At 65.8% G+C, this 25,188-nt stretch carries 26 protein-coding genes; 12 read left to right on the forward strand and 14 right to left on the reverse strand.

Going from position 1 to position 25,188, the window contains the following annotated elements; translation table 11 throughout:
- Nucleotides 1-2 precede the first annotated feature (2 nt).
- From GFY24_RS04160 to GFY24_RS41620, 3 genes are read left to right on the forward strand one after another with little or no spacing between them, the layout of a single operon-like run.
- Nucleotides 3-605, forward strand: coding sequence for a hypothetical protein (locus GFY24_RS04160; protein ID WP_153803654.1), 603 nt, complete (start codon nucleotides 3-5; stop codon nucleotides 603-605).
- 14 nt (nucleotides 606-619) lie between these two features.
- The gene (locus GFY24_RS04165; protein WP_153803655.1) at nucleotides 620-757 is read left to right on the forward strand and encodes a hypothetical protein; all 138 of its coding nucleotides are present in this window, start codon (nucleotides 620-622) and stop codon (nucleotides 755-757) included.
- A gap of 20 nt (nucleotides 758-777) precedes the next feature.
- Complete coding sequence (locus GFY24_RS41620) at nucleotides 778-897, forward strand: DUF6529 family protein (RefSeq protein WP_228565990.1); 120 nt, start codon at nucleotides 778-780, stop codon at nucleotides 895-897.
- On the opposite strand, the gene GFY24_RS04170 is transcribed toward GFY24_RS41620, so the two are convergent.
- Entirely contained in the window at nucleotides 898-2,010 is a 1,113-nt protein-coding gene (locus GFY24_RS04170) for an AbrB family transcriptional regulator (RefSeq protein ID WP_153803656.1), read from the reverse strand.
- A gap of 337 nt (nucleotides 2,011-2,347) precedes the next feature.
- Nucleotides 2,348-3,736 (reverse strand): cystathionine beta-synthase, encoded by a 1,389-nt coding sequence (locus tag GFY24_RS04175; protein WP_153803657.1) that lies wholly within the window; start codon nucleotides 3,734-3,736, stop codon nucleotides 2,348-2,350.
- A gap of 81 nt (nucleotides 3,737-3,817) precedes the next feature.
- On the opposite strand from GFY24_RS04175, the gene GFY24_RS04180 reads away from it, so the two are divergent.
- The 3 genes from GFY24_RS04180 to GFY24_RS04190 all read left to right on the forward strand — a co-directional run bounded on the left by GFY24_RS04180 (nucleotide 3,818) and on the right by GFY24_RS04190 (nucleotide 6,235).
- Nucleotides 3,818-4,279 (forward strand): hypothetical protein, encoded by a 462-nt coding sequence (locus GFY24_RS04180; RefSeq protein WP_153803658.1) that lies wholly within the window; start codon nucleotides 3,818-3,820, stop codon nucleotides 4,277-4,279.
- A 174-nt stretch (nucleotides 4,280-4,453) separates the two neighbouring features.
- A complete protein-coding gene (locus tag GFY24_RS04185; RefSeq protein ID WP_153803659.1) occupies nucleotides 4,454-5,671 on the forward strand; it encodes an acetyl-CoA C-acetyltransferase in 1,218 nt (405 codons plus the stop codon).
- A 243-nt stretch (nucleotides 5,672-5,914) separates the two neighbouring features.
- Nucleotides 5,915-6,235 carry a DUF1330 domain-containing protein gene (locus GFY24_RS04190; RefSeq protein WP_153803660.1) on the forward strand — a complete coding sequence of 107 codons (321 nt, stop codon included), beginning with the start codon at nucleotides 5,915-5,917 and terminating at the stop codon, nucleotides 6,233-6,235.
- A gap of 64 nt (nucleotides 6,236-6,299) precedes the next feature.
- On the opposite strand, the gene GFY24_RS04195 is transcribed toward GFY24_RS04190, so the two are convergent.
- From GFY24_RS04195 to GFY24_RS04220, 6 genes are all read right to left on the reverse strand, one after another.
- Nucleotides 6,300-7,208 (reverse strand): Bax inhibitor-1/YccA family protein, encoded by a 909-nt coding sequence (locus GFY24_RS04195; RefSeq protein ID WP_153803661.1) that lies wholly within the window; start codon nucleotides 7,206-7,208, stop codon nucleotides 6,300-6,302.
- Between the two features lie 166 nt (nucleotides 7,209-7,374).
- On the reverse strand, nucleotides 7,375-8,301 hold the full coding sequence (locus tag GFY24_RS04200; protein ID WP_309230561.1) for an LLM class F420-dependent oxidoreductase: 927 nt from the start codon (nucleotides 8,299-8,301) through the stop codon (nucleotides 7,375-7,377).
- 57 nt (nucleotides 8,302-8,358) lie between these two features.
- Nucleotides 8,359-9,519 carry a methyltransferase gene (locus GFY24_RS04205; RefSeq protein ID WP_153803663.1) on the reverse strand — a complete coding sequence of 387 codons (1,161 nt, stop codon included), beginning with the start codon at nucleotides 9,517-9,519 and terminating at the stop codon, nucleotides 8,359-8,361.
- A 109-nt stretch (nucleotides 9,520-9,628) separates the two neighbouring features.
- Nucleotides 9,629-11,026 (reverse strand): MDR family MFS transporter, encoded by a 1,398-nt coding sequence (locus GFY24_RS04210; protein WP_309230448.1) that lies wholly within the window; start codon nucleotides 11,024-11,026, stop codon nucleotides 9,629-9,631.
- Nucleotides 11,027-11,171: 145 nt separating this feature from the next.
- Entirely contained in the window at nucleotides 11,172-12,848 is a 1,677-nt protein-coding gene (locus tag GFY24_RS04215) for a DUF885 family protein (protein ID WP_228565991.1), read from the reverse strand.
- A gap of 159 nt (nucleotides 12,849-13,007) precedes the next feature.
- Nucleotides 13,008-13,925 carry a ribonuclease Z gene (locus GFY24_RS04220; RefSeq protein ID WP_309230449.1) on the reverse strand — a complete coding sequence of 306 codons (918 nt, stop codon included), beginning with the start codon at nucleotides 13,923-13,925 and terminating at the stop codon, nucleotides 13,008-13,010.
- Nucleotides 13,926-14,045: 120 nt separating this feature from the next.
- On the opposite strand from GFY24_RS04220, the gene GFY24_RS04225 reads away from it, so the two are divergent.
- Nucleotides 14,046-14,465: a DUF6153 family protein gene (locus tag GFY24_RS04225; protein WP_153803665.1), complete on the forward strand. Its 420-nt coding sequence runs from the start codon at nucleotides 14,046-14,048 to the stop codon at nucleotides 14,463-14,465.
- A gap of 90 nt (nucleotides 14,466-14,555) precedes the next feature.
- Complete coding sequence (locus GFY24_RS04230; protein WP_153803666.1) at nucleotides 14,556-15,200, forward strand: DUF305 domain-containing protein; 645 nt, start codon at nucleotides 14,556-14,558, stop codon at nucleotides 15,198-15,200.
- Between the two features lie 68 nt (nucleotides 15,201-15,268).
- Here GFY24_RS04230 and GFY24_RS04235 read toward each other — a convergent pair whose 3' ends face one another.
- Nucleotides 15,269-15,559 carry a hypothetical protein gene (locus GFY24_RS04235; RefSeq protein ID WP_153804144.1) on the reverse strand — a complete coding sequence of 97 codons (291 nt, stop codon included), beginning with the start codon at nucleotides 15,557-15,559 and terminating at the stop codon, nucleotides 15,269-15,271.
- A gap of 150 nt (nucleotides 15,560-15,709) precedes the next feature.
- Entirely contained in the window at nucleotides 15,710-17,224 is a 1,515-nt protein-coding gene (locus GFY24_RS04240; RefSeq protein WP_375335999.1) for an amino acid permease, read from the reverse strand.
- A gap of 283 nt (nucleotides 17,225-17,507) precedes the next feature.
- Here GFY24_RS04240 and GFY24_RS04245 point away from each other — a divergent pair, with 283 nt between their 5' ends.
- The gene (locus GFY24_RS04245) at nucleotides 17,508-18,398 is read left to right on the forward strand and encodes a hypothetical protein (protein ID WP_153803667.1); all 891 of its coding nucleotides are present in this window, start codon (nucleotides 17,508-17,510) and stop codon (nucleotides 18,396-18,398) included.
- 147 nt (nucleotides 18,399-18,545) lie between these two features.
- Here GFY24_RS04245 and GFY24_RS04250 read toward each other — a convergent pair whose 3' ends face one another.
- Complete coding sequence (locus tag GFY24_RS04250) at nucleotides 18,546-19,589, reverse strand: NAD(P)-dependent alcohol dehydrogenase (RefSeq protein ID WP_153803668.1); 1,044 nt, start codon at nucleotides 19,587-19,589, stop codon at nucleotides 18,546-18,548.
- A 140-nt stretch (nucleotides 19,590-19,729) separates the two neighbouring features.
- Between GFY24_RS04250 and GFY24_RS04255 the strand changes: the two genes are divergently transcribed.
- From GFY24_RS04255 to GFY24_RS04265, 3 genes are all read left to right on the forward strand, one after another.
- Nucleotides 19,730-21,193 carry an NAD(P)/FAD-dependent oxidoreductase gene (locus GFY24_RS04255; protein WP_153803669.1) on the forward strand — a complete coding sequence of 488 codons (1,464 nt, stop codon included), beginning with the start codon at nucleotides 19,730-19,732 and terminating at the stop codon, nucleotides 21,191-21,193.
- Nucleotides 21,194-21,200: 7 nt separating this feature from the next.
- Nucleotides 21,201-22,118 carry an alpha/beta hydrolase gene (locus GFY24_RS04260; RefSeq protein WP_153803670.1) on the forward strand — a complete coding sequence of 306 codons (918 nt, stop codon included), beginning with the start codon at nucleotides 21,201-21,203 and terminating at the stop codon, nucleotides 22,116-22,118.
- A gap of 81 nt (nucleotides 22,119-22,199) precedes the next feature.
- Nucleotides 22,200-22,970 carry an SDR family NAD(P)-dependent oxidoreductase gene (locus GFY24_RS04265; RefSeq protein ID WP_153803671.1) on the forward strand — a complete coding sequence of 257 codons (771 nt, stop codon included), beginning with the start codon at nucleotides 22,200-22,202 and terminating at the stop codon, nucleotides 22,968-22,970.
- 36 nt (nucleotides 22,971-23,006) lie between these two features.
- Here GFY24_RS04265 and GFY24_RS04270 read toward each other — a convergent pair whose 3' ends face one another.
- Genes GFY24_RS04270 through GFY24_RS04280 form a run of 3 tightly spaced genes read right to left on the reverse strand, consistent with a single transcriptional unit; the run spans nucleotide 23,007 to nucleotide 25,170 of the window.
- Nucleotides 23,007-23,300 carry a chorismate mutase gene (locus GFY24_RS04270; RefSeq protein ID WP_309230450.1) on the reverse strand — a complete coding sequence of 98 codons (294 nt, stop codon included), beginning with the start codon at nucleotides 23,298-23,300 and terminating at the stop codon, nucleotides 23,007-23,009.
- Between the two features lie 24 nt (nucleotides 23,301-23,324).
- Entirely contained in the window at nucleotides 23,325-23,894 is a 570-nt protein-coding gene (locus GFY24_RS04275) for a TetR/AcrR family transcriptional regulator (protein ID WP_153803673.1), read from the reverse strand.
- A 46-nt stretch (nucleotides 23,895-23,940) separates the two neighbouring features.
- Nucleotides 23,941-25,170 carry a cytochrome P450 gene (locus GFY24_RS04280; protein ID WP_153803674.1) on the reverse strand — a complete coding sequence of 410 codons (1,230 nt, stop codon included), beginning with the start codon at nucleotides 25,168-25,170 and terminating at the stop codon, nucleotides 23,941-23,943.
- Nucleotides 25,171-25,188 lie beyond the last annotated feature (18 nt).

Raw genomic sequence — 25,188 nt, forward strand, 5'->3', positions numbered from 1 at the left:
TATTGGCCGCCGGCACCCGCGATCGGCGGGACGTGGTCACCGAATTGCGCCGCCGCGCGGGCGGACACCTGGACCCGGACCTGGTCGCGGCCTTCGCCACCGATCCCGAGCAGCTGTGGGGCGTACTCGACCAGCCCGACCTGCTCACCGCCGTGATGGACGCCGAACCGGGACTGCCGACCGTCATCCGGCCGCAGGACCGGGATCGGCTGTGCACCGCCATGGCGGTGGTGGTGGATCCGAAAGGCCGCTATCTGCTGGGACATTCGGGCCATGTGGCGCAATTGACCTATGCGGCAGCGGATTTGGCGGGGATGGCGCGTCCGGAGCGGGTGGCACACAAACCGAGCGAAGCGGCGGCTCACCTGTCCGCCGAGGCCGCCGCCGGGCGACTGGACCGCGACGCCTGCGCTGCGGTGGTGGAGGCCGCGGACTACGACGGAGCCTTACCGATGCAGCGTAAACGATTGTCCCGAAGCATGATCGGCTTGTCGGCCGCGGCGGCGCCGGCCGTACTACCCGCCTGTTCCGCCCGGTCCTCGTTCGGGCAGCTCATCAACTCGGTGATACCCGAGCTGCCCGCCGATGCCTCGCCGATGAGCTGAAACCGCATGTCTCCATGCTCTTCCAGGCCATCGACTCGCAGACCGCCTGGGACGGAATGGTTTTCGACAGGCTGGCGGCCGCGGCCGAACATATGCCGATGACCGCCGAGATCCTCTCCGGAGGTATCGCGGACAATAAGAAGCTGAGTTGAGATGTCCACGCGGACAGCGCTTGAAGAACACCCCGAACTGGCTGCTTCCGCTGCTCGGCGGGCTGGTATTCACCAGCTTCGTCCTGGCCTGGGCGCTGGCCGCGGTCTGGTGGTTCCGCGATTTCGGCTTCGGGAGGTGACTAGGCGACCACCGGCTGCGGCACCCGGAAACGGCGCAGCGCCCGCATGAGCAGCGGGAGCATGAGCATCATGAGCAGCAGCCGGATGGTCTGCACGCCGGTGATGAGCGGCAGGTTGGCATTCATATTGTCCGCGGTGGCGAGTACGGCGTTGATACCGCCGGGGGTGGTGGCCAGGTACAGGTCGGACAGCTCGAGATCGACGAAATACGCCAGGCTCATTGCCAATCCGGCCACGAGCACCGACAGTGCGAGGACGGCGGCCGTCATGGCGGGAATCATGCGGGCCATCTCGCGCACCACCTTGCGGGTGAAGCGGGTGCCCACATCGAACCCGATGAGCACGAACAGCAGATCCTTGAACAGGTGTGTGGGCGCGTAGCCGTGGCTGATGCCGGCGGCGGTGAGCAATGCAGTCAGCAACATCGGACCCAGCAGGGCGGCATTGGGCAGGCCGATTCGGCGGCCCACCCAAATCCCCAACACGCACAATACGATCGCGGTCGAGACTCCTGCCACCTGATCGCCGCGGCCGACGATCATCCAGTACGGGAGCGCGGGATCGGTTACCGAACCGCCGAGAGTCGCTGTGCTGTAGGCGATTCCCTCTTCATCGTCGAGGAGGGCGGCGATCGCGGGTGCGCTCAGCGCTACCAATGCCACGCGCAGATATTGCATGAAGGCCACCGGGCGCGGATCGGCATCGAGCTCATCGGCTGCGGCGACCACAGCGGCCGAACCACCGGCCAGCATGCCCAGCGTCGAGGTCGGGATATCCACCTTCATCACGCGCGAGAAGATCAGCGCCACACCGATACTCAGAAGAATGGTGGCCACGGTGACCGCCGCCACCGGCAGCAGGTCCCAGCCGATCGAGGTCAGCAGCGACACCTGTAGATAGCTGCCCATCACCACACCGAGCATCCCCTGCACGCCCAGATTCACCTGCACCGGAAGTGGTTTCGGCAGGTGCCCGGTCAGGGCCAGCGCCGCGCCCACCACGATGGCCAACATCATCTGCGGGGCCGGAAACCCGACCCGATCGAGCAGCGTCGCACCGGCAAGCACCGCGCCCGCCAGTGCCACCCAGGTGAGCGCCTGCCTGAAGTTCATACGAGCCGATCCTGCTCGCCACCCATGAACGGACAGTAACGCACCAGTTACCTCGCCCGCGGAGTAGCTGCGACTTCCGATGCAGAACCGAATCACCAAGGGCCAGGCCACAAATCACACGTAAGTAATTCGACCGACCCTCGTCATCCCGGCGCGTTTTTGGCCGGGATCCACACATTCAGCAAATGTGCTGCGGGGGGTGGATCCCGGCCAAAAGCATGCCGGGATGACGAGGGGTCGGACGCGGCCCTTCATGGGAGCACGCCGTCGCCGACGAGGGGCAGACGCTGTCCCTCAGGCCAGCATGCCGTCGCCGACGAGATTCAGGCGCGGCCCCTCAGGCCAGCACGCCGTCGCTGAGGAAGCCGAGGAGGTCGTGGCGGGTGATGACGCCTACGGGCTTGCCGTCGTCGACGACCATCAGCGCATCGGTGTGCTCGAGCAGTTTGGTTGCGGCCGAGACCGGCTCGCCGGAGCCGATGAGCGGGAAGGCCGGGCTCATATGCTGTGCGACCGAATCGGTGAGTTTGGCGCGGCCTTCGAACACGTCCGAGAGCAGATCGCGCTCGGTGACGCTGCCCGCGACCTCGCCCGCCATGATCGGCGGTTCGGCGCCGACAACCGGCATCTGCGAGACGCCGTACTCCCGCAGGATCTCGATGGCATCGCGCACGGTCTCCTGCGGATGCGTGTGCACGAGGTCCGGCAGTTCACCGGACTTGCCGCGCAACACATCTCCCACATGCACCTCGGCGGTGGAGCCGTTCAGGCGCGAGCGCAGGAAGCCGTAGGAGCTCATCCACTGATCGTTGAAGATCTTGGACAGGTAGCCGCGGCCACCGTCCGGCAGCAGCACGACCACGACGGCGTCCGGGTCGCGTTCGGCGATCTTGAGCGCGGCGACCATGGCCATACCGCAGGAGCCACCGACCAGCAGGCCCTCCTCGCGGGCGAGGCGACGGGTCATCTCGAAGGAGTCGGCATCGGAGACCGCGATGATCTCGTCCGGGATGGTCGGGTCGTAGGCGCTGGGCCAGAAGTCCTCACCGACACCCTCGACCAGGTACGGGCGACCGGTGCCGCCGGAGTACACCGAGCCTTCCGGATCCGCGCCGATGACCTGGACCTTGCCGCCGGAGACTTCCTTCAGGTAGCGGCCGGTGCCGGTGATGGTGCCGCCGGTGCCGACGCCCGCCACGAAGTGCGTGACCTTGCCGTCGGTATCGCGCCAGATCTCCGGGCCGGTGGTCTCGTAATGCGATTCCGGGCCACCGGGATTGGCGTACTGGTTCGGCTTCCAGGCACCGTCGATCTCGCGGACCAGACGATCGGAGACGTTGTAGTAGCTGTCCGGATCCTCCGGCGCGACGGCGGTCGGGCAGACCACGACCTCGGCGCCGTAGGCGCGCAGCACATTGCGCTTGTCCTCGGAAACCTTGTCCGGGCAGACGAATACGCACTTGTAGCCGCGCTGCTGGGCCACCAGGGCCAGGCCGACACCGGTATTGCCGGAGGTCGGCTCGACGATCGTGCCGCCGGGCTTCAGCAGCCCTTCCTTCTCGGCGGCGTCGATCATCTTGACGGCGATGCGGTCCTTGGAGCTACCGCCGGGGTTCAGGTACTCCACCTTCGCCGCCACCAGTCCGGAATTCGGGCCCACCACGGAGTTCACTCGAACGAGAGGGGTGTTGCCGATCAGATCGACGACGGAGTCAGCAATGCGCATAGCCCTTATCGTTGCAGAAAGGAGATGGCGGCTTACGCGCACGTCGGCGATCTCACGGTTACGGGAAATTACCATCGCCCCATGAGGACGCCGACCTGTGCGCGCGCTGCCCTGCTTCTCGGTTGTCTGACCGGCGCGACCATGATCGTTTCCAGTGCCCCCGCACACGCCCGAACCGTCGAATTCCCCCAGGTCCCGACCATGTTTCGGGATGGACTCTGCGGCGGCAGCGTGCGCGTCTGGGCCGATACCGACCCACAGTGGGGAGGCCGCGCCATCTTCAATGTGAAGGCCAACCCGATCGTCGGCTACGGCCCCGGCGAGTACAGCGCCGCCCCGCTCTGTGAAAACCTCACCACCGTCGCCTGGCGGAACGTGAACACCGGAGCGACGGGCGAATACCGGGTGACCGTCGTCGCGGGCATCTACGGCAGCATCCAGTACGCCCTCTACCAGGACACCGGCCCCGGACACATCGTGGTGACCTCGTACACCGACCTGGCCAACATCCCCCAACACGGCGAATTCGACGTCCCCGCGTGACCTTCCGCCACCATCACCGGGTCCGCCGGCCCACCCTCTCATCCAGGCCGTGTCCCGCGAGTGAGGGATATTTCACCGTTCAGTGATTGAGATACAGGCATACCGGATGTTTGACGCTCGACACACCCGTCGTAGATTCGAAGTGGTTCACCCCTCGCACTTAAAGGAGTCCTCATGGCTGAGGCCGTTATCGTTTCGTACGCCCGCTCGCCCATCGGCCGCGCAGGCAAGGGTTCGCTCGTGGGCATGCGTCCGGACGACCTGGCCGCCCAGATGGTGCAGGCCGCCCTCGACAAGGTGCCCGGCCTGGCCGCGAGCGATATCGACGACCTGATGCTGGGCTGCGGTCAGCCCGCCGGTGAGGCCGGTTTCAACCTGGCCCGCGCGGTCGCCGTGCAGCTGGGCTACGACTACCTGCCCGGTGTCACCCTCAACCGCTACTGCTCCTCCTCGCTGCAGACCACCCGGATGGCCTTCCACGCCATCAAGGCCGGCGAGGGCGATGTGTTCATTTCCGCTGGCGTCGAGACGGTTTCGCGTTTCCCGAAGGGCACCGCGGACGGCTGGCCGGACACCCACAACCTGAAGTTCGCCGATGCCGAGGCCCGCACCAAGGCCACCGGCGAGTCCAACGCCACCTGGACCGACCCGCGCGAGACCGACACCCTCCCGGATGTCTACATCGCCATGGGCCAGACCGCCGAGAACGTCGCCACCTACACCGGCATCTCGCGTGAGGACCAGGACCACTGGGCCGTGCGTTCGCAGAACCGCGCCGAGGACGCCATCAAGTCCGGCTTCTTCGAGCGGGAGATCACCCCGGTGACCCTGCCCGACGGCACCATCGTCACCACCGACGACGGCCCGCGCGCCGGCACCACCTACGAGAAGCTCTCGACGCTGAAGCCGGTCTTCCGCGCCGACGGCACCGTCACCGCCGGTAACGCCTGCCCGCTGAACGACGGCGCGGCCGCGCTGGTCGTCATGAGCGACACCAAGGCCAAGGCGCTGGGCCTGACCCCGCTCGCCCGCGTCGTCTCCACCGGCGTCTCCGGCCTGTCGCCGGAGATCATGGGCCTGGGCCCGATCGAGGCCGTGCGCAAGGCGCTGGGCAACGCGAACATGACCATCAACGATCTCGACCTCTACGAGATCAACGAGGCGTTCGCCGTGCAGGTGCTGGGCTCCGCCCGCGAGCTGGGCATGGACCACGACAAGCTGAACATCTCCGGTGGCGCGATCGCGCTGGGCCACCCGTTCGGTATGACCGGTGCCCGCATCACCGCGACCCTGATCAACAACCTGCAGACCCAGGACAAGCAGTTCGGCCTGGAGACCATGTGTGTCGGTGGCGGTCAGGGCATGGCGATGATCATCGAGCGCCTCAGCTGAGCTGAGACGCTCCCAGCTTTGAGCTGGGAAGAGGGGAAATCGGGGGCTTCGCCCCCAAACCCCCGAAAGGGAAGACGCTGACGCTAGGTCTCGGGGCTTCGCCCCCACCCCCCGGACAGCCGGACGGCCGCCCGACCTTCTTGGTCGGGCGGCCGTTTCGTATTACCCGGCAGGTAATCGACTTCAGTATCTCCGGGCGGAAAACTTAAGGGCACCAACGCAGTACTCGATGAGGAGCCCACCATGCCCGGTTATGCCATTGCTCATCTGCACGACGTCGATGTCAACGCCGGGATCGTGGAGTATCTGGAGCGGATCGATTCGACACTGGCTCCGTTCGGTGGCAAATTCCTCGTGCACGGCGGTAATCAGCTTGCCATGGAGGGACCGGCGAACGGGATCGCCGTGGTCATCGAATTCCCCGACTACCAGGCGGTTCAGGACTGGTACCGCTCCCCCGCCTATCAGGCGATCTTGCCGTTGCGCACCGAAAATGCCCTGGGCACAGCAATTCTCGCCGAGGACTGCGGCGTCGATCACATCGCGACCGATGTGCTGAAATGACCGATGTACCGCAATGACAAGGGCGGGCACCGGAATCCGGTACCCGCCCTTGATGTTTCGAGCGCTAGTTATTGCTGTTGAAGTACGACAGCAGGCGCAGGATCTCGACGTACAGCCAGACCAGGGTGACGGTGAGGCCGAATGCCACACCCCACGCGGCCTTTTCGGGCGCGCCGGCGCGAATCATCTGGTCGGCGGCGTCGAAGTCCAGCAGGAAGCTGAAGGCCGCGATGCCGATGCAGACCAGGCTGAAGATGATGGCAACCGTGCCGCCGTCACGCAGGCCGAAACCGCCGGGGGTGAAGAAGCCCGCGATCAGGTTGCCGACCATGAGCACCAGCAGGCCGATCATGGCGCCGACGAGCATGCGGGTGAAGCGCGGGGTAACCCGGATCGCACCCGTCTTGTAGACGATGAGCATGCCGAAGAAGACGCCGAAGGTGCCGAGCACCGCCTGCGCGATCAGCCCGGAACCGCCCGCACCACCGAACGAGATATTGGTGAACACGAACGACAGCGCGCCGAGGAACACACCTTCGAAGGCCGCGTAGCTGAGCACCAGCGCCGGATTGGTCTGCTTACGACCGAAGCTGATGAACATGGCCAGGCCGAAGCCGATGAGCGCACCGGCGCCGGCGAGCGGTCCGGCGAGCGCGTGATTGCCCGCGGTGATGGCGTACGAGATGATCGCCGCGACGGTGACCACGGCCAGCGTGATGCCGGTCTTGGTGACGACATCGTCGATGGTCATGGGCCGCGTGGTCGGGATCGCGGGCTGTTGCTGCTGGTATCCGCCGGTGGGCGGGTACATCGGCGGCTGCGAACCATACTGCGTTTGACCGTACTGCGGGGGCTGCTGACCGTATTGAGGGGTGTTCGGTCCGGCTCCAGTGGGGGCCGAGCCGAAGCCGGCGTAGCCGCCGTTCTGCTGCGGCGACAGATTCCGGAAGACCGGGTTGGAAGTGGTGCGCAAGGCGCTTCCCTTTCTGGAGTCGCGGCCCACGAATGTCGTGGCCTCGTTCTACCTGTCCAACGGGAGGTGGCGTCGGCAAGTTCCCGAACCGCCACGGATCGGACGTTCTGGACTTTACCCGAGCTTTACCCTGGATGCCGACCGGTTGGACGGTTCTCGATCGATATCAGCCCAGCCGGCTCATGACGCGATCGGCGATCAATTCCAGGTGATCCAGATCGCTCAGATCGAGAATCTGCAGATAAACCCGGCTGGTTCCGGCGATCTCGGCATAGCGGCCGATCTTGTCGACCACTTCCTCCGGGCTGCCGGCCAGACCATTGGCCTTCAATTCGTCCACCTCGCGGCCGATGGCGGCGGCGCGGCGGGCGACCTCGGCATCGGTCGCGCCGACACAGGCGACCAAGGCGTTGGAGAAGGTGATCTCCTCCGGATCGCGGCCCGTGTCCTTGGCCGCGCGGCGCACGCGGTCGAACTGCTCGGCGCAGGTCTCGGCCGACTGGAACGGCACATTGAACTCATCGGCGTACTGGGCGGCGATGCGCGGTGTGCGCTTGGCACCCATTCCGCCGATGACGACCGGGATCTTCGCCTGTGCGGGCTTGGGCAGTGCCGGTGAGTCTCTGAGCGTGTAGTGCTCGCCGTCGAAATTGAAGGTCTCCCCGGCCGGGGTGCCCCACAGTCCGGTGATGATGGCCAGCTGCTCCTCGTAGCGCGGGAACTTGTCGGCCGGGAACGGAATGCCGTACGCGGTGTGCTCGGACTCGTACCAGCCCGCGCCCAAACCGAATTCGACGCGACCGCCGGACATGGCGTCGACCTGTGCGACCTGGATGGCGAGTACGCCGGGCAGGCGGAAGGTGGCGGCGGTGACCAAGGTGCCGAGGCGAATCCGCTTGGTCTCGCGGGCCAGGCCGGCGAGGGTGATCCAGGCGTCGGTCGGTCCGGGCAGGCCGTCGGCGTCGCCCATGGCCCGGTAGTGGTCGGAGCGGAAGAAGGCGTCGTAGCCCAGGTCCTCACTGGCCTTGGCAACGGTCAGCAGGGTGTCGTAGCTCGCGCCCTGCTGAGGTTCGGTGAAGATACGAAGATCAATTCGTCCCATGCCTCATATTGTGCTGGTCGGTCGTTCAGTAGCGCGGGGGTGGCCGTCTCAGGTGTGCAGACCGCGCACCGAACGCGTCACGGTGAACTTGCGATTGCGGCCCATCACCTCGGTCTTGCCGACCAGGCGCTCCATGACACCGCGATAGTTGAGATGGGTGTTGTAAACCGTCCACAGTTCACCGCCGGGGCGGAGTACGCGACCCGCCTCGGAGAACATCTTGATGGCCGAACCGGTGTGCACGGCCGCGCCGACATGGAAGGGCGGATTGCAGAGGACCAGGTCGGCACTGTTGTCGGGGGCCGTGGACATGGCGTCATCGCGCAGCACGGTAATGCGGTCGGCGACCGCATTGGCCGCGGCGGTCGCGCGAGTGGAGGCCACGGCGGCGGCCGATTGATCGGTCGCGGTGACCCGGATGCCGGGGCGCGCCGCGGCCAATGCGACCGCGAGAATGCCGGTGCCGCAACCGAGATCGATGGCATCGCGGGCATCGGGCTTCATCCGCTTGAGATAGTCGAGCAGGAAGCGGGTGCCGATATCGAGGCGTGAGCCGGAGAACGCCGCACCGTGCGCGACCACTTCCAAGCCCAGGTCGTCGAGTTGATTGCGCAGCGGAAAGCGTTGTTCGCCAACCGGTTTCGGATCGGTGGCGAGGAGTACGCGGGACTTCTGCCGGCCCCGGCTGGCCTGCACCGAACCGAACGATTCGGCGAGAACCTCATTCATGGCCGGGGTGAGGTACTTGTCCCGGCCGCCCGCGTAGACGCGGACCTCGGGTGCGGCGTAGCGGGCGATGGCATCGGCGGTCTCGGCGATTCCGGAGAGCGCGCGCGGCAGCCGCCACAGCACCACGCGCACATCCGCGAGCAGTCGCTCGCCGAGTTCGTGTGCGGAGTAGCGGTCCGCGAGGCCGACCTGGCGGGCATTATTGGCCAGCGCCAGCTCACCGGTGAGCAGATCCTGATGCACGCGCAGGCCGCGCAGCTCGTGCGCGGCGGCCGCGCCCAGGGTGAGCGCGCCGTAGCCGTCGTCGATCACCGCCACCCGGTCATCGCCTGCGGCAGCGAGGGATTCGGCCGCCTCGTCGAGCAGCAGTCGATCCGCAGCATCGACCGCGTAGAGGTTCACCGCCTCCACATCCGGATACCTGCGCAATCGACTGAACACGTCCTCGACCTCAACCACACCTACAGTGTGCTGGATCATTGCCGAAGCGTCGCATCGGGCCGGGTTTCCTGCCGACGAAGCGGTAGCCCGGGCGTTGCGCGCACCGGCCGGGAGCCGTCGCGGGTGCCCGGTGAGCAGCCGTTGCGGGCTAATTCCTGGGCATCATGGCGGCCGCCGCGATCATGATCACCGCCATTGCCGCCACGCCGACGAAGACGAGATGGATGGCGGGTGAGAGGTCTTGCGGGGCCGGATGATCGGTACTGCCGATGCGGGAATTCACCAGCGCGCCGAAGACCGCCACACCGAGTGCGCTGCCCAGTGATCGGGCGAACATATTGGTGGAGGTGACCACGCCGCGCTCGGACCATTCGGCACTGGACTGTGCGGCAATGAGAGTCGGGCTGGCCACCAGGCCCATACCCGCGCCGACCACGAAACAGCCCAGTGCCACCTGTAGCAGGGTCGAATCCTCGTTCACCAGTAACAGGGTGGCCGCGCCGATCGCGGCGAGCACACTGCCGATCACGGAGGTGGCGCGGAAACCTATGCGCAGGTATACCTTTCCGGCCTGCGAGGCCGAGAGCGGCCAGCCCATGGTGAGCGCACCGACGGTGAGACCGGCGATCAGGGCTCCGGTGCCGAGTACGCCCTGGGCGAAGGTCGGCACGTACGAGGTGAGTCCGAGCAGTACCGCGCCCACCAGCAGTGAGACCAGACTGCTGGCCACGATGATGCGGCGGGTGAAAACCCACAGCGGCAGAATCGGATTCGCGGCCTTGCGCTCGACGAGGCCGAATGCGATGAGCACCGCTATGCCGCCGGCGAAGAGCCCGAGGCTTGCCGGTGACGTCCAGGCCCATGCCTGACCGCCCTCCAGCAGCGCCAGAATCAGCCCGCCCGCACCGAGGGTGAGCAGTCCCGCACCCAGATAGTCGATCCGATGCTTTTGCCGCGGTGCGCTTTCGGTGAATTCGCGCAGGATCATCCAGGCGGCCACGGCCGAGAGCGGCAGATTGACCAGGAAAATCCAGCGCCAGCTGACGTATTCGGAGAACACCCCGCCCAGCAGCGGCCCGAGTACCGAGGAGGCCGCCCAGACACTGGCCAGGTACGCCTGCACCTTGGCCCGCTCCTGCACGGTATAGATATCGCCCGCGATGGTGATGGCCATCGGCCCGACCGCGCCCGCGCCGATGCCCTGTACGGCCCGGAAAATGATCAACCCGAGCATGCTGGTGGCGAGCCCGCACAGCAGTGACCCGAGCGCGAATACCGCGATTCCGAAGAGCATCACCGGCTTTCGGCCCACCATATCGGCGAGCTTGCCGTAGATCGGCACGGTCACCGCCTGCGCCAGCAGGTAGATGCTGAACAGCCAGGGGAACTGCGAGAACCCGCCGAGCTGATCGGTAATCGTCAGCACGGCGGTGGCGATCACGGTCGAGTCGAGCGCCACCAGCGAGGTCGCCAGCATAATGGCCGCCAGTACCGGGCCTCGTTCAGAACGCAGTCCAATGCTCGAGACCGATTCGGTGGCCGTCACCGGCAACCCCTTTCATTAGCTCAACTCAACAATGGAGTCGAACGCAGAACCCGCCCGGCTATTCCGAAACCCGGCCAACTGGGCTAGGGCACAGGCCCAGGGTCGCGAGCCGCCTCTGCGGTGGCGGCTCGCGACCGTCGCAGGGTCAGAGAGATCCTGCGAGTTCTCGTAGCACGGGCAGGCTTACGGAGCCGGAGCCCAGCACCACATCATGAAAGGTCTTGATATCGAAGGCTATTCCCAAGCGTTGCTGGGCGGCGGCGCGCTGGCGGCGGATTTCGAGTTGTCCGACCTTGTAGGCAACGGCCTGGCCGGGCATGGCGATATAGCGGTCCACTTCGGTGCGGATTTCGTCCACGCCCACCGGAGCATTGGCGACCATGAAGTCGATGGCCTGCTGACGGGTCCAGCCCTTGGCGTGCAGACCCGTGTCGACCACCAGGCGGCAGGAGCGCCAGGAGTCGGCGGCGAGCATGCCGATCCGGGTGAGATCGTCGGGGTACAAACCCATTTCGTCGGCGAGGCGCTCGGTGTACAGCGCCCAGCCTTCGACGAAGGCGGTATTGGAGAACGACATGCGCTGGAAGCGCGGGAGATGGTCAAGTTCATTGGCGATGGTGAGCTGCAGGTGATGGCCGGGAATCGCCTCGTGATAGGCCACCGAGGCGGTCTCATACCTATTGCGGCCCTTGGGATCATGCTGGTTGACGTAGTACGCGCCGGGGCGCGAACCATCCGCGGCGGGCGGGAAGTAATAGGCCGCGGGCGCATCGGCGGCGAGGAACTCCGGTACCGGCAGAATGTCGCAGGACTGGACGGGGAGGCGACCGAACCACTCGCCCATGGCCGCCTGCGCGGCGGCCAGGCAGGCGCGGGCATCGACCATGATCTCCTCACCGTCGCCGTAGCGCAGCGCGGAGTCCTCGCGCAGGTGGGTGAAGATTTCATTCAGGTCGGTGAGGCCGAACAGCCGCTCGCCGATCTCGGCGTATTCGGTACGCAGCCCGGCCAATTCGTCCAGGCCGAGCTGGTGGATCTCGTCCGCACCCAGATCGGGCAGTGTGGTGTGGTGGCGTAGTAGGCGGCGGTAGATATCCACACCGTCGTCACCGAGCCAGCACAATCCGGGCTGCTCGTCCGGGCGCGCAGCGGGCAGCAGTTCCTCGGCCAGGACCTTGCGGTAGGCGGCGAAGGCGGGGCGAATGACCTCGCGCACCACCTCGGCGAGGTCTGCGCGCCAAGCCTTTTCACCATCCCAGTCGGCGGGGCCGGGGAAGACGGCGAACGGGTCGGCGGCGATATCGGAGGCCAGGTAGCCGTCGAGCTGATTGAGCGAACGCTCGATGGTGATGCGCGCGGGCGTGCGCCCGGCGGCCAGACCGGCGCGGAACCTTTGCACGGCCTGGTCCATGAGCTCGCCGAACTTCCGGTAGCGCTGAACCAGTTTCAGCGCGTTCTCCGGCTCCGGCGCGTTGAGCTGCGGGGCCATGGTGAGCATGCCGGCGTGCACGCCCGTCATCTGATCGGAGGCCAGCTCCATCGGCCGCCACTCCAGATGCGCTGCGGCGGATATCAATTCGGTGCGCAACAGGCTTCGGGTAATGCAATCCTCGGAGGACAACCGCTCCGGATCGAGGGCGTCGACCTCGGCAATCAAACCCCGCCAAGCGCCCAGCAGCCGTTGCTCGGCAGCCTCGGAGAGATCCTCGATCCGATCGTCGAATCGCCTGTCCCCCAACAGGGTTGCCTCACTGGGCGCATTCTCCAGCATGGCGTCCCAGTAGCGGTCGGCAAGAGCAATGAGTTCCTCGTGCGCATCCATGAGAACCATCATGCCCCGGCCTCTCCCCTATCGAAATGCTCCCGCCGACTTCGCACCCCTGCGACTTCCGGCCACTTAGTACAGCAACAGCACTCGTCATTCCGGCGGGGTTGGTGGGATGACGGGGTTGGTGAGATGAACGGGTTGGTGAGCCCAGCCTCAGCGACGGGGCGGCACCGGAATTCGCATGAGGTCCTCGGCGACGACGATCTCCCCGTCGAACTCCTTGCGCGCCTCGGCCAAATGCTCGTCGAGTGACCGGTAGCGCTGGGAGAAGTGGGTGAGGACCAGCGTCCGAGCGCCGGCGCGCGCCGCGACCGCGCCCGCCTGTCCCGCCGTGAGGTGCCCGAATTCGGTGGCCAGATGCGTATCGGCATCGACGAAGGTGGCCTCGATGACCAGCATGTCCACGCCCGCTGCCAGGTCGTGTACGCCATCGCACATGCGGGTGTCCATGATGAACGCGAAGCTCTGACCGCGCCGCGGTTCACTGACCTCGTCCAGATAAATGGTGCGGCCGTCGATCTCGACCTCGCCGTCGTGTTGTAGTCGCCCGACGATCGGCCCCGAGAGTCCGAGCTCGCGTAGTCGCTCCGGCACGATGCGCCGGCCGTCGGCTTCGGTGAGCCGATATCCGAATGCCTCCACCGGATGTGAAAGCCGGGCGGTGCGCAGTGTGAAAGGCGCTCCGAGCGCGTCGAGTTCACCGTTCGCGCTGATCGGATGCGGCCGTAGTTCCCCGGTCTGGTGGTAGGCCGTGGAGCTGCACAGCCGCTGGAAGTACTGCTCCCCCGAGGCCGGGTAATAGACGTCGACCGGATGCGGCACCTTGTCGAGGCTGATCCGCTGCACCACTCCGGCCAGCCCGAGGCTGTGATCACCGTGGAAATGGGTGACGCCGATGCGGGTGAGATCGGTGGCCGACACGCCGGCGTGGATCATCTGCCGCTGGGTGCCCTCCCCGGGATCGAAGAGCAATCCCTCGCCGTCCCAACGCAGCAGATACCCATTGTGATTGCGCTGTTTGGTCGGTACTTGACTGGCTGTTCCCAAAATGACCAGTTCGCGCTGTGACACGGCGTCAGGCTACCGGGCGGGCGAGTAATCCTCATGGCAGCGCGATTCCGGGCGCGCCATGGATCGATACCAGGCGGGGGTATCAGAGTGGTCGAATCGAGTCGCACTAGAATGGCTCGGGTGTTGGAACAACAGGCCCTCGGAACCCGGTTGACCCGGGCATTCGGCCTGTTCACCCTGCTTGCCGGGGTCGCCATCATGCATGCGGTGGTCTTCGGCATGAGCGGCGGTTCCGATTCGTCGCACGATATGAGCCGAATGGGCTCCGGTACCGCGATCACCGCCTCGATGGGCGCGGCGCATGCGGAGACCATGCCGGGCTGTGCCGGTGGTGAATGCGATGGGCACGCCGGAATGCATGGCTGCCTGTTCGTACTGACCGCTCTGCTACTCGGATTGGGCTTGACCCTGCTGGGCTGGTTCGCGCTGAAAAACCGCGAAACCGCCGCGACGAAACTGCGGCGACTGCGCGCGCATCGCGCTCGTCCACCACCGTGGACGGTGCTCTCCTTGGCCGAATTGGCGATTCTGTGGATCTGATGGACCCGCCGCGACCGCGTATCTCCCACGCGGACGCGAGTTTTCGCGCACCCATTTTCAGGTCATTCGCAATTACCAAGGAGTACAACCATGTTCACCATCAGCCGTATCAAGATCGCCGTTGTCGCAGGTACCGCCGCTGTCGCCCTGATCGCCGCGGGCTGTAGCAACAACGATTCCTCCACGTCCGGCACGAATCACGAAAGCACCACCGGCAGTAGTTCTTCCATGCCCGGAATGGATCACGGCGGCATGTCCACCCAGCCCGCCGCACGCACGGATTTCAATGCCGCGGATATCACCTTCCTGCAGATGATGTACCCACATCACGCCCAGGCCGTGGAGATGGCGAAGCTGGTGCCGTCCCGTTCACAGAATGAGCAATTGCGCACGCTCGCAAAGAATGTGGAGCAGGCGCAGACCCCGGAGATGCAGCAGATCACCACGCTGCTGCAGGCTTTCGGCAAGGGCGCGCCGAGCGCGACCATGGGCCATGAGGGTATGGCGGGCATGATGTCGGCCGATCAGATGTCGGCGCTGGAGAAGCTGTCCGGCCCGGAATTCGACACGCAGTGGATGCGGATGATGATCGAGCATCACAAGGGCGCGATCACCATGTCGAATACCGAATTGGCAAGTGGCGGTAATGCCGAAGCCAAGGCCATGGCGCAGGCCATCGTGACCGGTCAGCAGACCGAGATCGATGAGATGAATGCCATGCTCGGCCGGAGCTAGTCACCCAATGAAACAACGGGTGCACCATATTCCGGTGCACCCGTTGGATGTTCGCGCCCCGGCAGCTGTCAGCTGCCGATGACCGTATTCATAATCGTTCCGGCACTGGTGGCGGTCGCGCCGCCGATCATGGCTCCCGCCACCATCTTCGGTGATTCGAGCCCGCCGCCGCTCCACTTCTCCCAGGCGAAGCGGCCGCCGCCGTAGGTGATGGCGGTGACGCCGGAGAGCATGGTGAACCAGGTGAAGTAGCGAACCAATTTCATCAGCTTGTCCGCCACCGGCGGTGTCTCGGGTGTCGGATTGCCGATCTGCGCGACCACGGTCGTGTAAGTCTCGTGCACGGTGGCGAGGAGCATGCTCACGATCGGTTCCTCTCGGATGCTGAGGTAGTGCTGACTGGGCAGAACTAGTGGCACAACTCTCACTAATATGAGCTATTGAACCTCATCCCGCCAGGTCATGGCGTGAAGACACACCACCTGCAGCGAACTCGAGCGGTTGTTCAGTTATCGATTGGCATTCGCCTTACCGAGCAGGGAGTGCTTGCGGCCGTAGAGGAAGTAGACGACGAAGCCCAGTGCCATCCAGATGACGAATCGCAGCCAGGTCTCCACCGACAGGTTGAACATGAGCCAGGCGCAGGCGATGACGGACAGGATCGGCACCAACGGCACCAGCGGAACCCGGAAGCCGCGCGGCAGGTCCGGACGGGTGCGGCGCAGGATGACCACCCCGATGGAGACCAGCACGAAGGCGAAGAGCGTGCCGATATTGACCATTTCCTCGAGGGTGCCGAAGTCGACGAATCCGGCCAGCACGGCGCAGATGACGCCGACGATCATGGTGATGCGCACCGGTGTGCCCTTGGGTCCGGTCTTGGCCAGCTTGCGCGGCATGAGGCCGTCGCGGGCCATGGCGAACAGCACGCGGGTCTGGCCCAGGAACAGCACCATGACGACGGTGGTCAGACCGGCCAGCGCGCCGATGGAGATGATGTTCTTGGCCCAGTCGACGCCATTGATGGCGAAGGCGGTGGCGAGGGTGGCGTCATTGCCCTGCAGGTCCTTGTAGGAGACCATGCCGGTGAGCACCAGCGAGACCGCCACGTAGAGCACGGTGACAATGGCCAGCGAGCCGAGAATGCCGCGCGGCACATTGCGCTGTGGGTTCTTGGTCTCCTCGGCGGCGGTGGCGACCACGTCGAAGCCGATGAAGGCGAAGAAGACGATGCTGGCCGCTGCGAGCAGGCCGTACCAGCCGAAGCTGCTGTGGCCGCCGCCGGTGACGAGCTGGAACAGCGTCTGATGGAGTTTGCCGGTGTCCTCGCCGGTGCCGGGGACCGATTCCGGGATGAACGGCTTGAGGTTGTCGACCTTGAAGTAGGTCGCGCCGACCACGACCACCAGGGCGATGACGGCGAGCTTGATGGCGACCGCGACGGCCGAGACGCGTGAGGACAGCTTGGTGCCCAGCGCCAGCAGTACGGCCAGGATGGCGATGAGAAGTACTGCGCCCCAATCGAATTTGATCGAGCCGAAGTGCCAGATGGGCGATCGTCCGCCCATGACCACGCCGAGGTACTGCGACCAGCCCTTGGCCACCACCGAGGTGCCGAGCGCGAATTCCAGGATGAGGTCCCAGCCGATGATCCAGGCGACGAGTTCGCCGAAGGTGGCGTAGGAGAAGGTGTACGCGCTACCGGCCACCGGCAGGGTGGAGGCGAATTCGGCGTAGCAGAGGGCGGCGAGTCCGCAGGCCACGGCGGCGAAGACGAAGGCCAGGGATACGGCGGGTCCGGCGAGGTTGCCCGCGGTGCGCGCGGTGAGGGTGAAGATACCCGCGCCGACCACGACGGCCACGCCGAAGACGGTCAGGTCCAGCGAGGTGAGGTCTTTGCGGAGTTTGGCATCGGGTTCGTCGGTGTCACGAATGGACTGTTCGACGGACTTGGTGCGGAACAACCCGCTGTCGCGGCGGGACAGCTTCCCGACCGGGTTCGGCTGGGGGTCCGATATCGCCACTGTGTCTCCTATGTCTGGCTTCTCGGCAACAATGCAGTTGGCGCCGGCCGAATTAGGCCCGGCACCAGGTTTTTCCGACTTCGCATGCGACCGGCAGACAGAAACCCTGGTCCTGCCCCGGTCAGCGCTCTCGATCTCGGGGCGAGATCTGAGTTGTCGGCGTCACATCGAACCGTATCACCCACTGGTACGGACCAGTTCAGCAACTGGACGGACAACATTCGCCCGGTTGCAGTACAAACGACTCCGCTCCCAGAACCGGCCGGTCCCGTTAGGGTTTGGTATGCAGTACGGGGGTGGCCGGCCCGAGGGTGACCGGGCGGCGCTGGACCGCGTGCTGGCCGATGCCCGCGCGGTGCAGATTCGGGAGATGCGGGGCGATTCCAAGTCGCTGCTGGTGGAGCGCGACCCGGTTGCCGTGCAGGCGCTGCGGGAGGCGTTGCGGGTCACCGACGAACCTGGTTTGTCCTGTATGTGCTTCGGCGATGTGTCCCTGGTCTTCCTCGACACCTCCGGTCGCGAACTCACCGGAGTGACCCTGCACCACGGTGATTCGGTGCGCTGGGACGATGCCGCGCGCTGGGGCGGCTGGCGCGACGACGCCATCCTGGTCGACAGCGCCCGCTCCCTGGAGTGGCTGGCGGTACGGGGCGTCACCTGGCCGCTGCGCGAATTCCGCGAATCGCAGCGCCGCGCCGCCGCGGCCCTGCGCGCCCGCCTGCGCTGGACCGCCGATATTCCGGCGTCGATCGCGTCGTTCACCGCGATGTTCCTGGAGACCACCGACCGCGGTGTGCCACTGCTGGAACCGGAGTTGATCGAGGTCCGGGCTCGCTTGCTCGCGGCTCACCCGGATCCGGTCGATCGAACCGCGCGGCTGCTCGCCTGGTACGGATCGGGCACCGGGAGCTCCGCGGGATATCCCACGCACGAAGCGATTCCGGCGCAGTTCCTGGATCAGGAACAGCCGGTAGATTTCGCGCGCGCGGTAGAGACGGGCGATGCGCGAGCGCTGCTCGGCACCGTCCGATACTTGGTGAGCTGGCCGGGGCGGCAACGACTCACACCGCTATTGACACACCTCTCCCCCGCAACACAGCGCAAAATCCTGGATCACGCGCCTACTGCGAAGACCCGCGCGTGGCTGGAGCGTCGCCTGACCGGGCTGCATTAGTACGCTCGAATCCCCCGTCATCCCGGCGCGAATCCCCCGTCATCCCGGCGCGTTTTTGGCCGGGATCCACGAAACCCGCTGGAGTACATGCGGTGTGGATCCCGGCCGAAAGCATGCCGGGATGACGGGGGGACGCGGGACGGGTGGTTAGGGAACGAGTACCGCGCGGCCCTGGATCTGGCCATTGTCCAAGCGGTGCAGGGCTTCCGGTCCGTCGTTGAGATCGAAGCGTTCGACCTCGATATGCAGTTTGCCCGCCTGGGCGAGGCCGACGCAGTCGTAGAGGTCGGCCCTGGTGCCGCCCAGCGACTTTCGCACCGACGCACCCCATGGCAGGCCCGGGCCGCCGGCCGGTCCGGAATTGATGTCGGGCGGGGTGCCGCCGCCGATGCCGATCATGCGGTACGCGCCATTGGGCGCGACGCTCTCGACGGCCATCTTGGCGGTGGCATCGATACCGACGAAGTCGAAGACGGCCTCCGCGCCGCGCCCGCCGGTGAGCTCCAGAATCTCCTTGGAGGTGTCATCGCTGGACAGAATGCCAAGGTCCGCACCGCATTTGGCGGCGAGGTCCAGCTTGTCCTGGGTGACGTCCACGGCAATAACACGCACGCCGGTAATAGCCTGCAGGATCTGCACGGCCACATGGCCGAGGCCGCCGATACCGATGGCGACGGCGGTTCCGCCGGGGCGCAATACATCTCGCGCGCCACGAATGGAGTGGTACGCGGTGAGCGCGGCGTCGGCGACCGGTGCGGCCTGCAGGAAGTCCAGGTCGCCGATCGGCACGAAGGAGGTCGCGGGGATGCGCACGTACTCGGCCATTCCGCCCTCGATGGTGAGGCCGGGTGTGGGCGGCATGGCGACGCGTCCGGCCGCGATGCACACATTCTCATTGCCACTGACGCATTCGCGGCAGACGCCACAGGTCCAGAACAGGTACACCAGACCGCGTTCGCCGATCTCGCGGCCGTTCACATCCGAGCCGATGGCCTCGATGGTGCCCGCGATCTCGTGTCCGAGGGTCAGCGGGTCCTCGCGCAGCTGGTACGGGAAGTTGACCAGGGTCAGATCCGAGTGGCAGACGCCCGCCGCGCCGACCCGCAACAGCAGGTCGGTGGGCCCGATATCGGGTACCGGGATGTCATTGACCGCGACTTTCTCGGGGCCGGTCCACTGGAGTGCTCGCATACTTCATCCTCGGCTCTAGCTTGTGATCTGGGGCACACGGTAACAGTCACTGTACAGTGCGTCTACCTAATGACGGAATGTCTACCGAATTTCTCGAAAACCCTTCCTGAAGCCCGGTCGCGAACCTAGGCTGCCGTCACATGAACGAACCGCGTATCGCCATTGTGGGCGCCGGGATCTCCGGCATCTGCATGGGCGTGGCATTGCGCCGAGCCGGATTCCGGAACTTCACCCTCTTCGAGAAGGCCGACGATTACGGCGGTACGTGGCGCGACAACACCTACCCGGGGCTCACCTGCGATGTGCCCTCGCGGTACTACCAGTTCACTTTCGCCATGAATCCCGAATGGTCCCAACTGTATTCGGCCGGCCCCGAGATCAAGGACTATCTGGTCGGGGTGGCGCACGATCATGGGCTCCGCCCCTTCACCAAGTTCGGTGTCGAGGTGACGGGCGCGGAGTTCGAGGGCAATTCCTGGCAGGTCACCACCTCCGATGGCGGCGTGGAGCGCTTCGACTTCGTCATGTGCGCAACGGGATTCCTGCATCATCCGAAGCGGCCCGATATCGCGGGGCTGGATGATTTCGCCGGGACCGTCATGCATTCGTCGCGCTGGGATCACGGCGTCGAGCTGGCCGGGAAGCGGGTCGGGGTGATCGGCACCGGATCCACCGGGACGCAGCTGGTGAGCGCGCTGGCCGGGCAGGTGCCGAAAGTCGTTATGTTCCAACGGACTCCGCAGTGGATTCTGCCGACGGTAAATAAGCGGTATCGCGAGGTGACCAAGAAGGTCTATCAGCGGCTGCCCGTATTGGGCACCGCCGCATACCATCTCAATCGCGGGTTCTTCGCGGCGTTCTCGCAGGGGCTGGTGCATCCGGGGCGAATTCGCTCGCTGATCCAGTGGGTGGTGGCGCGAAATCTGCGGTCCGTCAAGGATCCCGAACTGCGACGCAAGCTGACCCCGGACTATCAGGCCATGTGTAAGCGCCTGGTGGTGTCCGATCGCTTCTACTCGGTGGTGCAGCGACCCGATGTCGACCTGGTCACCAACGGGATCGATCATGTGAAGGACGCCGGGGTGGTGACCGCCGATGGTCAGCTGCACGAACTCGATATTCTGGTACTGGCAACGGGATTCGATTCGCATGCGTTCATGCGGCCGATGGCGATTACCGGGACGGACGGCCGCACCCTGGATCAGGCATGGGCCGATGGGCCGCGCGCCTACGAGGGCATCATGATGCCGGACTTCCCGAATCTGTTCATGCTGGTCGGACCGCACAGTCCATTCGCCAATCATCCCCTCACCGCGGTCGCGGAGGCCCAGTCCGCGCGCATTGTCTGGTGGTTGAAGCGCTGGCGCGCAAGGGAATTCGATACCATCGCACCGACACACGCCGCCACCGACCGCTACAACGCCATGATGCGGGCGGCCGCGCCCAGCACGGTGTGGTCCACCGGCTGCCAGAGCTGGTATCTGGGCAAGGATGGCATGCCGGAGCTGTGGCCGTGGAGTCCGGGGCAGTACGAGAAGCGCATTCGACGGCAACCCGATCCGGTGGACTATCGACTGGACCGGCACGTCAAGAGCGGGAAGTGAAGGCGCAGTGCTGATTTCACTGACACGACTGATGGCCCGCGCCGTGGGCGCCTGGTGGTTCGGCGCGGCTCCCGACTGGGTGGAGGTCCGACGCCGGGCGACACTGAGCACCAAGTCGTCCAGCGCGCCACGCGCGGTGACGGTGACGCAGGACCAGTTGGCGGGCCTGCCGGTCGAAATCCTCACTCCCCCTGCGGCTCCCGCCGATGCGGCGGTGCTCTACCTGCACGGTGGCGGGTTCGTCATGGGCAGTCCGAAGATGATGCGGCCGCTCACCGGGCCGCTGGCGCTGGATATGAATACCACCGTGTACGCGCTCGACTATCGACTCGCCCCGGAATATACGCATCCCGCGCCGATCGACGATGCCGAGGCGGCCTATCGGGCGCTGCTGGCGCGTGGGATTCCGGCGGAACGCATTGCGGTGGCGGGAGATTCGGCGGGTGGCGGACTCACCCTCGAACTCGGGCTGCGCATTCGCGATGCGGGGCTGCCCGCTCCGGCAGTGCTGGGCATGATCTGCCCGCTGATCGATTTCTCACCGGATTCGATGGCTTTCCACGGCGGTCCCACCCGGGAACCTTTGCTCACTCCCAAGGTGATCGCGAAGTGCCTGGATGGGTATCTGCCGGGTGTACCGGCCGATGAGCGGCGCGCGATTTCACCGATATACCAGGACATCACGGGATTGCCGCCGATGGTGTTGCACTCGGCCACCGATGATCCGCTCTCCGGAGATGGCCGCCGCCTGGCGGATAAGGCCGCGAAAGCCGGTGTACCACTGCGGCATCGCGAGTATCGCAAGCTTTGGCATGTCTTCCACGCCATGCCCATGAAACCCGCCCGCGCGGCGGTCGGCGATATGGCCGCCATGCTCGCCGAGGGTATTTACGGCCATCGCACGGGGTACCGCGCCACCCACTGACCGAGTCCGGCCACCGCCCACGCCACAGTGCCGAGCACATCTCATATCTATCGCGAATTTCATTGTTACGGAGGGGAATCCATGATATCGCTGGAGCATTCGCCGCATACGGGAGTGATCGTGACGGGCGGCGCGTCCGGAATCGGATTGGCGTGTGCGAACGCGCTCGCCGAGGTCGGGCGGCCGGTAGCGCTGTGGGATCTGGCGGCGGAACCCGCGCGGGCCGCGGCGGCCGCGATTCGGGAGAAGTATGGGGTGGCCGCCGTTGCGCTGGGCATCGACGTCACCGATACCGCGGCGGTGGAGGCGGCGGTCGCGCCCACTCGCGCCGGGCTCGGGAGTATCGGCGGTCTGGTGCACGCGGCGGGCGTTGTGCGCGCCGAACCGGTCGGCTACCTCGATGCCGATAAGTGGGATGCCGTGCTGGATGTGAATCTGCGCGCCCAGGCCCTCATCGTGCAGGCGATTCTGCAAGACCTGCAAGACAATCCGGGTTCGGCGGTGGTCGGTATCTCGTCCATCGAGGCGTTCATCGGGCAGGCGTTCATTCCCGCCTACTGCGCGTCCAAGGCCGGGTTGCTCGGGCTGACGCGCGCTCTGGCACATCAGTTGGGCGCGAACGGGATTCGGGTGAATGCCGTCTGCCCGGGCTATATCGATACCCCTATGCTGCGCGGCAATATCCCCGAGGAGATCATCGAAATCGAGGCCACACGTTCAGTATTCAAGCGCCTCGGTGCACCCGAGGAGGTCGCGCGTGCGGTCCGATTCCTCCTCAGCGACGAAGCCTCCTTCATTACCGGCACCCACCTCACCGTCGACGGCGGCGTCACCGCCATCGGCGGCCAGTAGCACCGAAACGCAGCGGGCCCCGAGGTCGGAAGCGGATCAGCCCCGCCCGATCCCGGCATGTGTGTCAAGCTCGAGGTTGATAAAGGCTCCGATCATGGCCCGCCACACCGCCTCCGCCACAGCAGGTTCCAGTCCAGCGGCAGCCGCGCGTTCCCTGGCCAGAGCGACAACCCGCTGCACCCGATCCGGTGCACGCACGGCCGCTTCATCCTTCTTGAACCCGGCAGCAGCCCGCACCAACTCCTGCCGCTCGGCCAGCAACCGAATCAACTCCCCATCGAGAGCATCGATACGAGCACGAACTTCATCAAGCGATTCCGGAGCAGACACGGTCAACGACCTTAGCCGGACGGTTCAGGCGAAGGCGCGGCTGATGATCGGAACGACGAATTCCGCCAGCATCGCGCGCTCATCGTCATCATCGCGCCCCGGCGCGGAGAGCAGCGAGACGATGATCCGCGTGAGCCAGCGCGCCAGCCTGCTGCGTTCCGGTCCGGTCAGCCCGGTCGGCGTAAACAGTCCCGCCGCAATGGATTCGATAACATCGGAGTCCTGGCTGATGCGCCCGGCCGCGCCCGACTCGCCCGGCCGGAACCAGGCGATGAGCAGCGGTTCGGCGCGTACCGCGTGCACGGCTCCGAGCATGGCGGCCACGATCCGCTGGCTCGGATCTTCGATCCCCCGCACCTCGTGTACGACGCGCGCCGCGATCCTGCGGGTTTCGCGGTGCACGAAGGCCAGCCGTACCGCCTGCCGATTCTCGAAGTACCGGTAGAGCGTGGCCCGCGAGCATCCGGCCGCCTTGGCGATATCCGCCATGCCGACCGAGGTGACGCCTTGTTCGGCGAACAGTGCCGCGGCGGCGTCGAGGATGCGCTCGGCGGCCAGGTCCGCTCTATCGTCGGACAACCAGTCCCGGCTCATACTGTCTCCCTTCGCGCATCCGCTCGACCCTACCGGGGGATGTTCATCAGCCGATCGTCCGGAAGGGGACGCTCATCGGCCAGCGCACGTAATTGCCGTTGGACCAGGTGACATTCTCGAGGTCGACGGTGAACTCCGGGCAGCGGGTCAGGAGTTCCTCCAGGGCTACCCGGGCCTGCATGCGGGCGGCGGCCGCGCCGAGGCAGTGATGGTGGCCGTGGCTGAAGGTCATGATGCGCTTGGGATTGCGGCGGACGTCGAGTTCGGCTGCGGTGGGGCCGAATTCGCGTTCGTCGCGGTTGGCGGAGCCGTAGAGCAGCAGTACCTTGCGACCCGCCGGAATGATGGTGTCGTGCAGTTCCACATCGCGGGTGGTGGCGCGGGCCAGGCCCTGCACGGGTGAGGTCATCCGGAGGAATTCCTCGACCGCGTCGGGAATGAGTTCGGGGTGTTCGGCGAGCAGTCGGCGCTGTTCCGGGTACTGGTGCAGGAGTTGCACCGCACCGCCGAGATTACCTGTGGTGGTGTCGTTTCCGCCGGTGATCATGGTGAAGGCGAAGCCGAGAATGGCGAGAATGCCCTCATTGTCGCCGTCCTCGCCGAGTCCGGAGGCGAGCAGATGCGAGATGGTGTCGTCGCCGGGGTCGACGCGGCGGCGGGCGATGAGTTCGGCGAAATAGCCGACCATTTCGCCCAGGGCCGACGGCAATTCGCCACCGGCGGCGATCTTCGCACCATCGACCGCGCCGCCGACGATGGAGTAGGTCCATTCGTCGAAGCGGTCGCGATCCGCCTCCGGCACACCGAGATAGTGCGCGACGACCATGGTCGGGAGGGGTTTGAAGAGTTCGGCGACGATATCGCCGGACCCGGCGGCGCGCAGTCGTTCGAGGCGTTCCACCACGAAGGCCCGTACCGCGGGCTCGACCGAATTCACTTGGCGCGGTGTGAATCCGCCCGCGACGCGACGACGGAAGTCGGTGTGTTCGGGCGGGTCCATGAAGACGAAGGGGCGGATCGGGATGCCCGCGGCCTCCAGGCTCATGTAGTCGACGGTCAATCCGGCTGCGGAGGAATAGGTTTCGGGGTCGCGGGCGGCGGCGTACACGTCCTCGTGCCGGGAGAGCACGTAGAAGTCGTCCGTTTCGCGGCCACTGGGGATGACGCGGTGTACGGGGTCGTTGTCCCGCAGGGCCGAGTAGGTCGGCCAGGGGGCACGCCAGGTCTCCCCGGACATCAGCTCGAATCGGACTTCCTGAGACGCCATTGAACTCATGAATCGACGGTAAGACAA

It is taken from the genome of Nocardia sp. SYP-A9097, assembly GCF_009649815.1.
Classification (GTDB): domain Bacteria; phylum Actinomycetota; class Actinomycetes; order Mycobacteriales; family Mycobacteriaceae; genus Nocardia.

Excerpts from the sequence above, each read along its gene's own strand:
- GFY24_RS04275 (WP_153803673.1), bottom strand. The coding sequence starts at position 23,894 with ATGAGCCGGGACTGGTTGTCCGACGATAGAGCGGACCTGGCCGCCGAG.
- GFY24_RS04205 (WP_153803663.1), bottom strand. The coding sequence starts at position 9,519 with ATGATCCAGCACACTGTAGGTGTGGTTGAGGTCGAGGACGTGTTCAGT.
- GFY24_RS04190 (WP_153803660.1), top strand. The coding sequence starts at position 5,915 with ATGCCCGGTTATGCCATTGCTCATCTGCACGACGTCGATGTCAACGCC.
- GFY24_RS04165 (WP_153803655.1), top strand. The coding sequence starts at position 620 with ATGCTCTTCCAGGCCATCGACTCGCAGACCGCCTGGGACGGAATGGTT.
- GFY24_RS04215 (WP_228565991.1), bottom strand. The coding sequence starts at position 12,848 with ATGGATGCGCACGAGGAACTCATTGCTCTTGCCGACCGCTACTGGGAC.
- GFY24_RS04235 (WP_153804144.1), bottom strand. The coding sequence starts at position 15,559 with ATGCTCCTCGCCACCGTGCACGAGACTTACACGACCGTGGTCGCGCAG.
- GFY24_RS04265 (WP_153803671.1), top strand. The coding sequence starts at position 22,200 with ATGATATCGCTGGAGCATTCGCCGCATACGGGAGTGATCGTGACGGGC.
- GFY24_RS04255 (WP_153803669.1), top strand. The coding sequence starts at position 19,730 with ATGAACGAACCGCGTATCGCCATTGTGGGCGCCGGGATCTCCGGCATC.
- GFY24_RS04170 (WP_153803656.1), bottom strand. The coding sequence starts at position 2,010 with ATGAACTTCAGGCAGGCGCTCACCTGGGTGGCACTGGCGGGCGCGGTG.
- GFY24_RS04185 (WP_153803659.1), top strand. The coding sequence starts at position 4,454 with ATGGCTGAGGCCGTTATCGTTTCGTACGCCCGCTCGCCCATCGGCCGC.
- GFY24_RS04230 (WP_153803666.1), top strand. The coding sequence starts at position 14,556 with ATGTTCACCATCAGCCGTATCAAGATCGCCGTTGTCGCAGGTACCGCC.
- GFY24_RS04250 (WP_153803668.1), bottom strand. The coding sequence starts at position 19,589 with ATGCGAGCACTCCAGTGGACCGGCCCCGAGAAAGTCGCGGTCAATGAC.
- GFY24_RS04180 (WP_153803658.1), top strand. The coding sequence starts at position 3,818 with ATGAGGACGCCGACCTGTGCGCGCGCTGCCCTGCTTCTCGGTTGTCTG.
- GFY24_RS04245 (WP_153803667.1), top strand. The coding sequence starts at position 17,508 with ATGCAGTACGGGGGTGGCCGGCCCGAGGGTGACCGGGCGGCGCTGGAC.
- GFY24_RS04175 (WP_153803657.1), bottom strand. The coding sequence starts at position 3,736 with ATGCGCATTGCTGACTCCGTCGTCGATCTGATCGGCAACACCCCTCTC.
- GFY24_RS04280 (WP_153803674.1), bottom strand. The coding sequence starts at position 25,170 with ATGAGTTCAATGGCGTCTCAGGAAGTCCGATTCGAGCTGATGTCCGGG.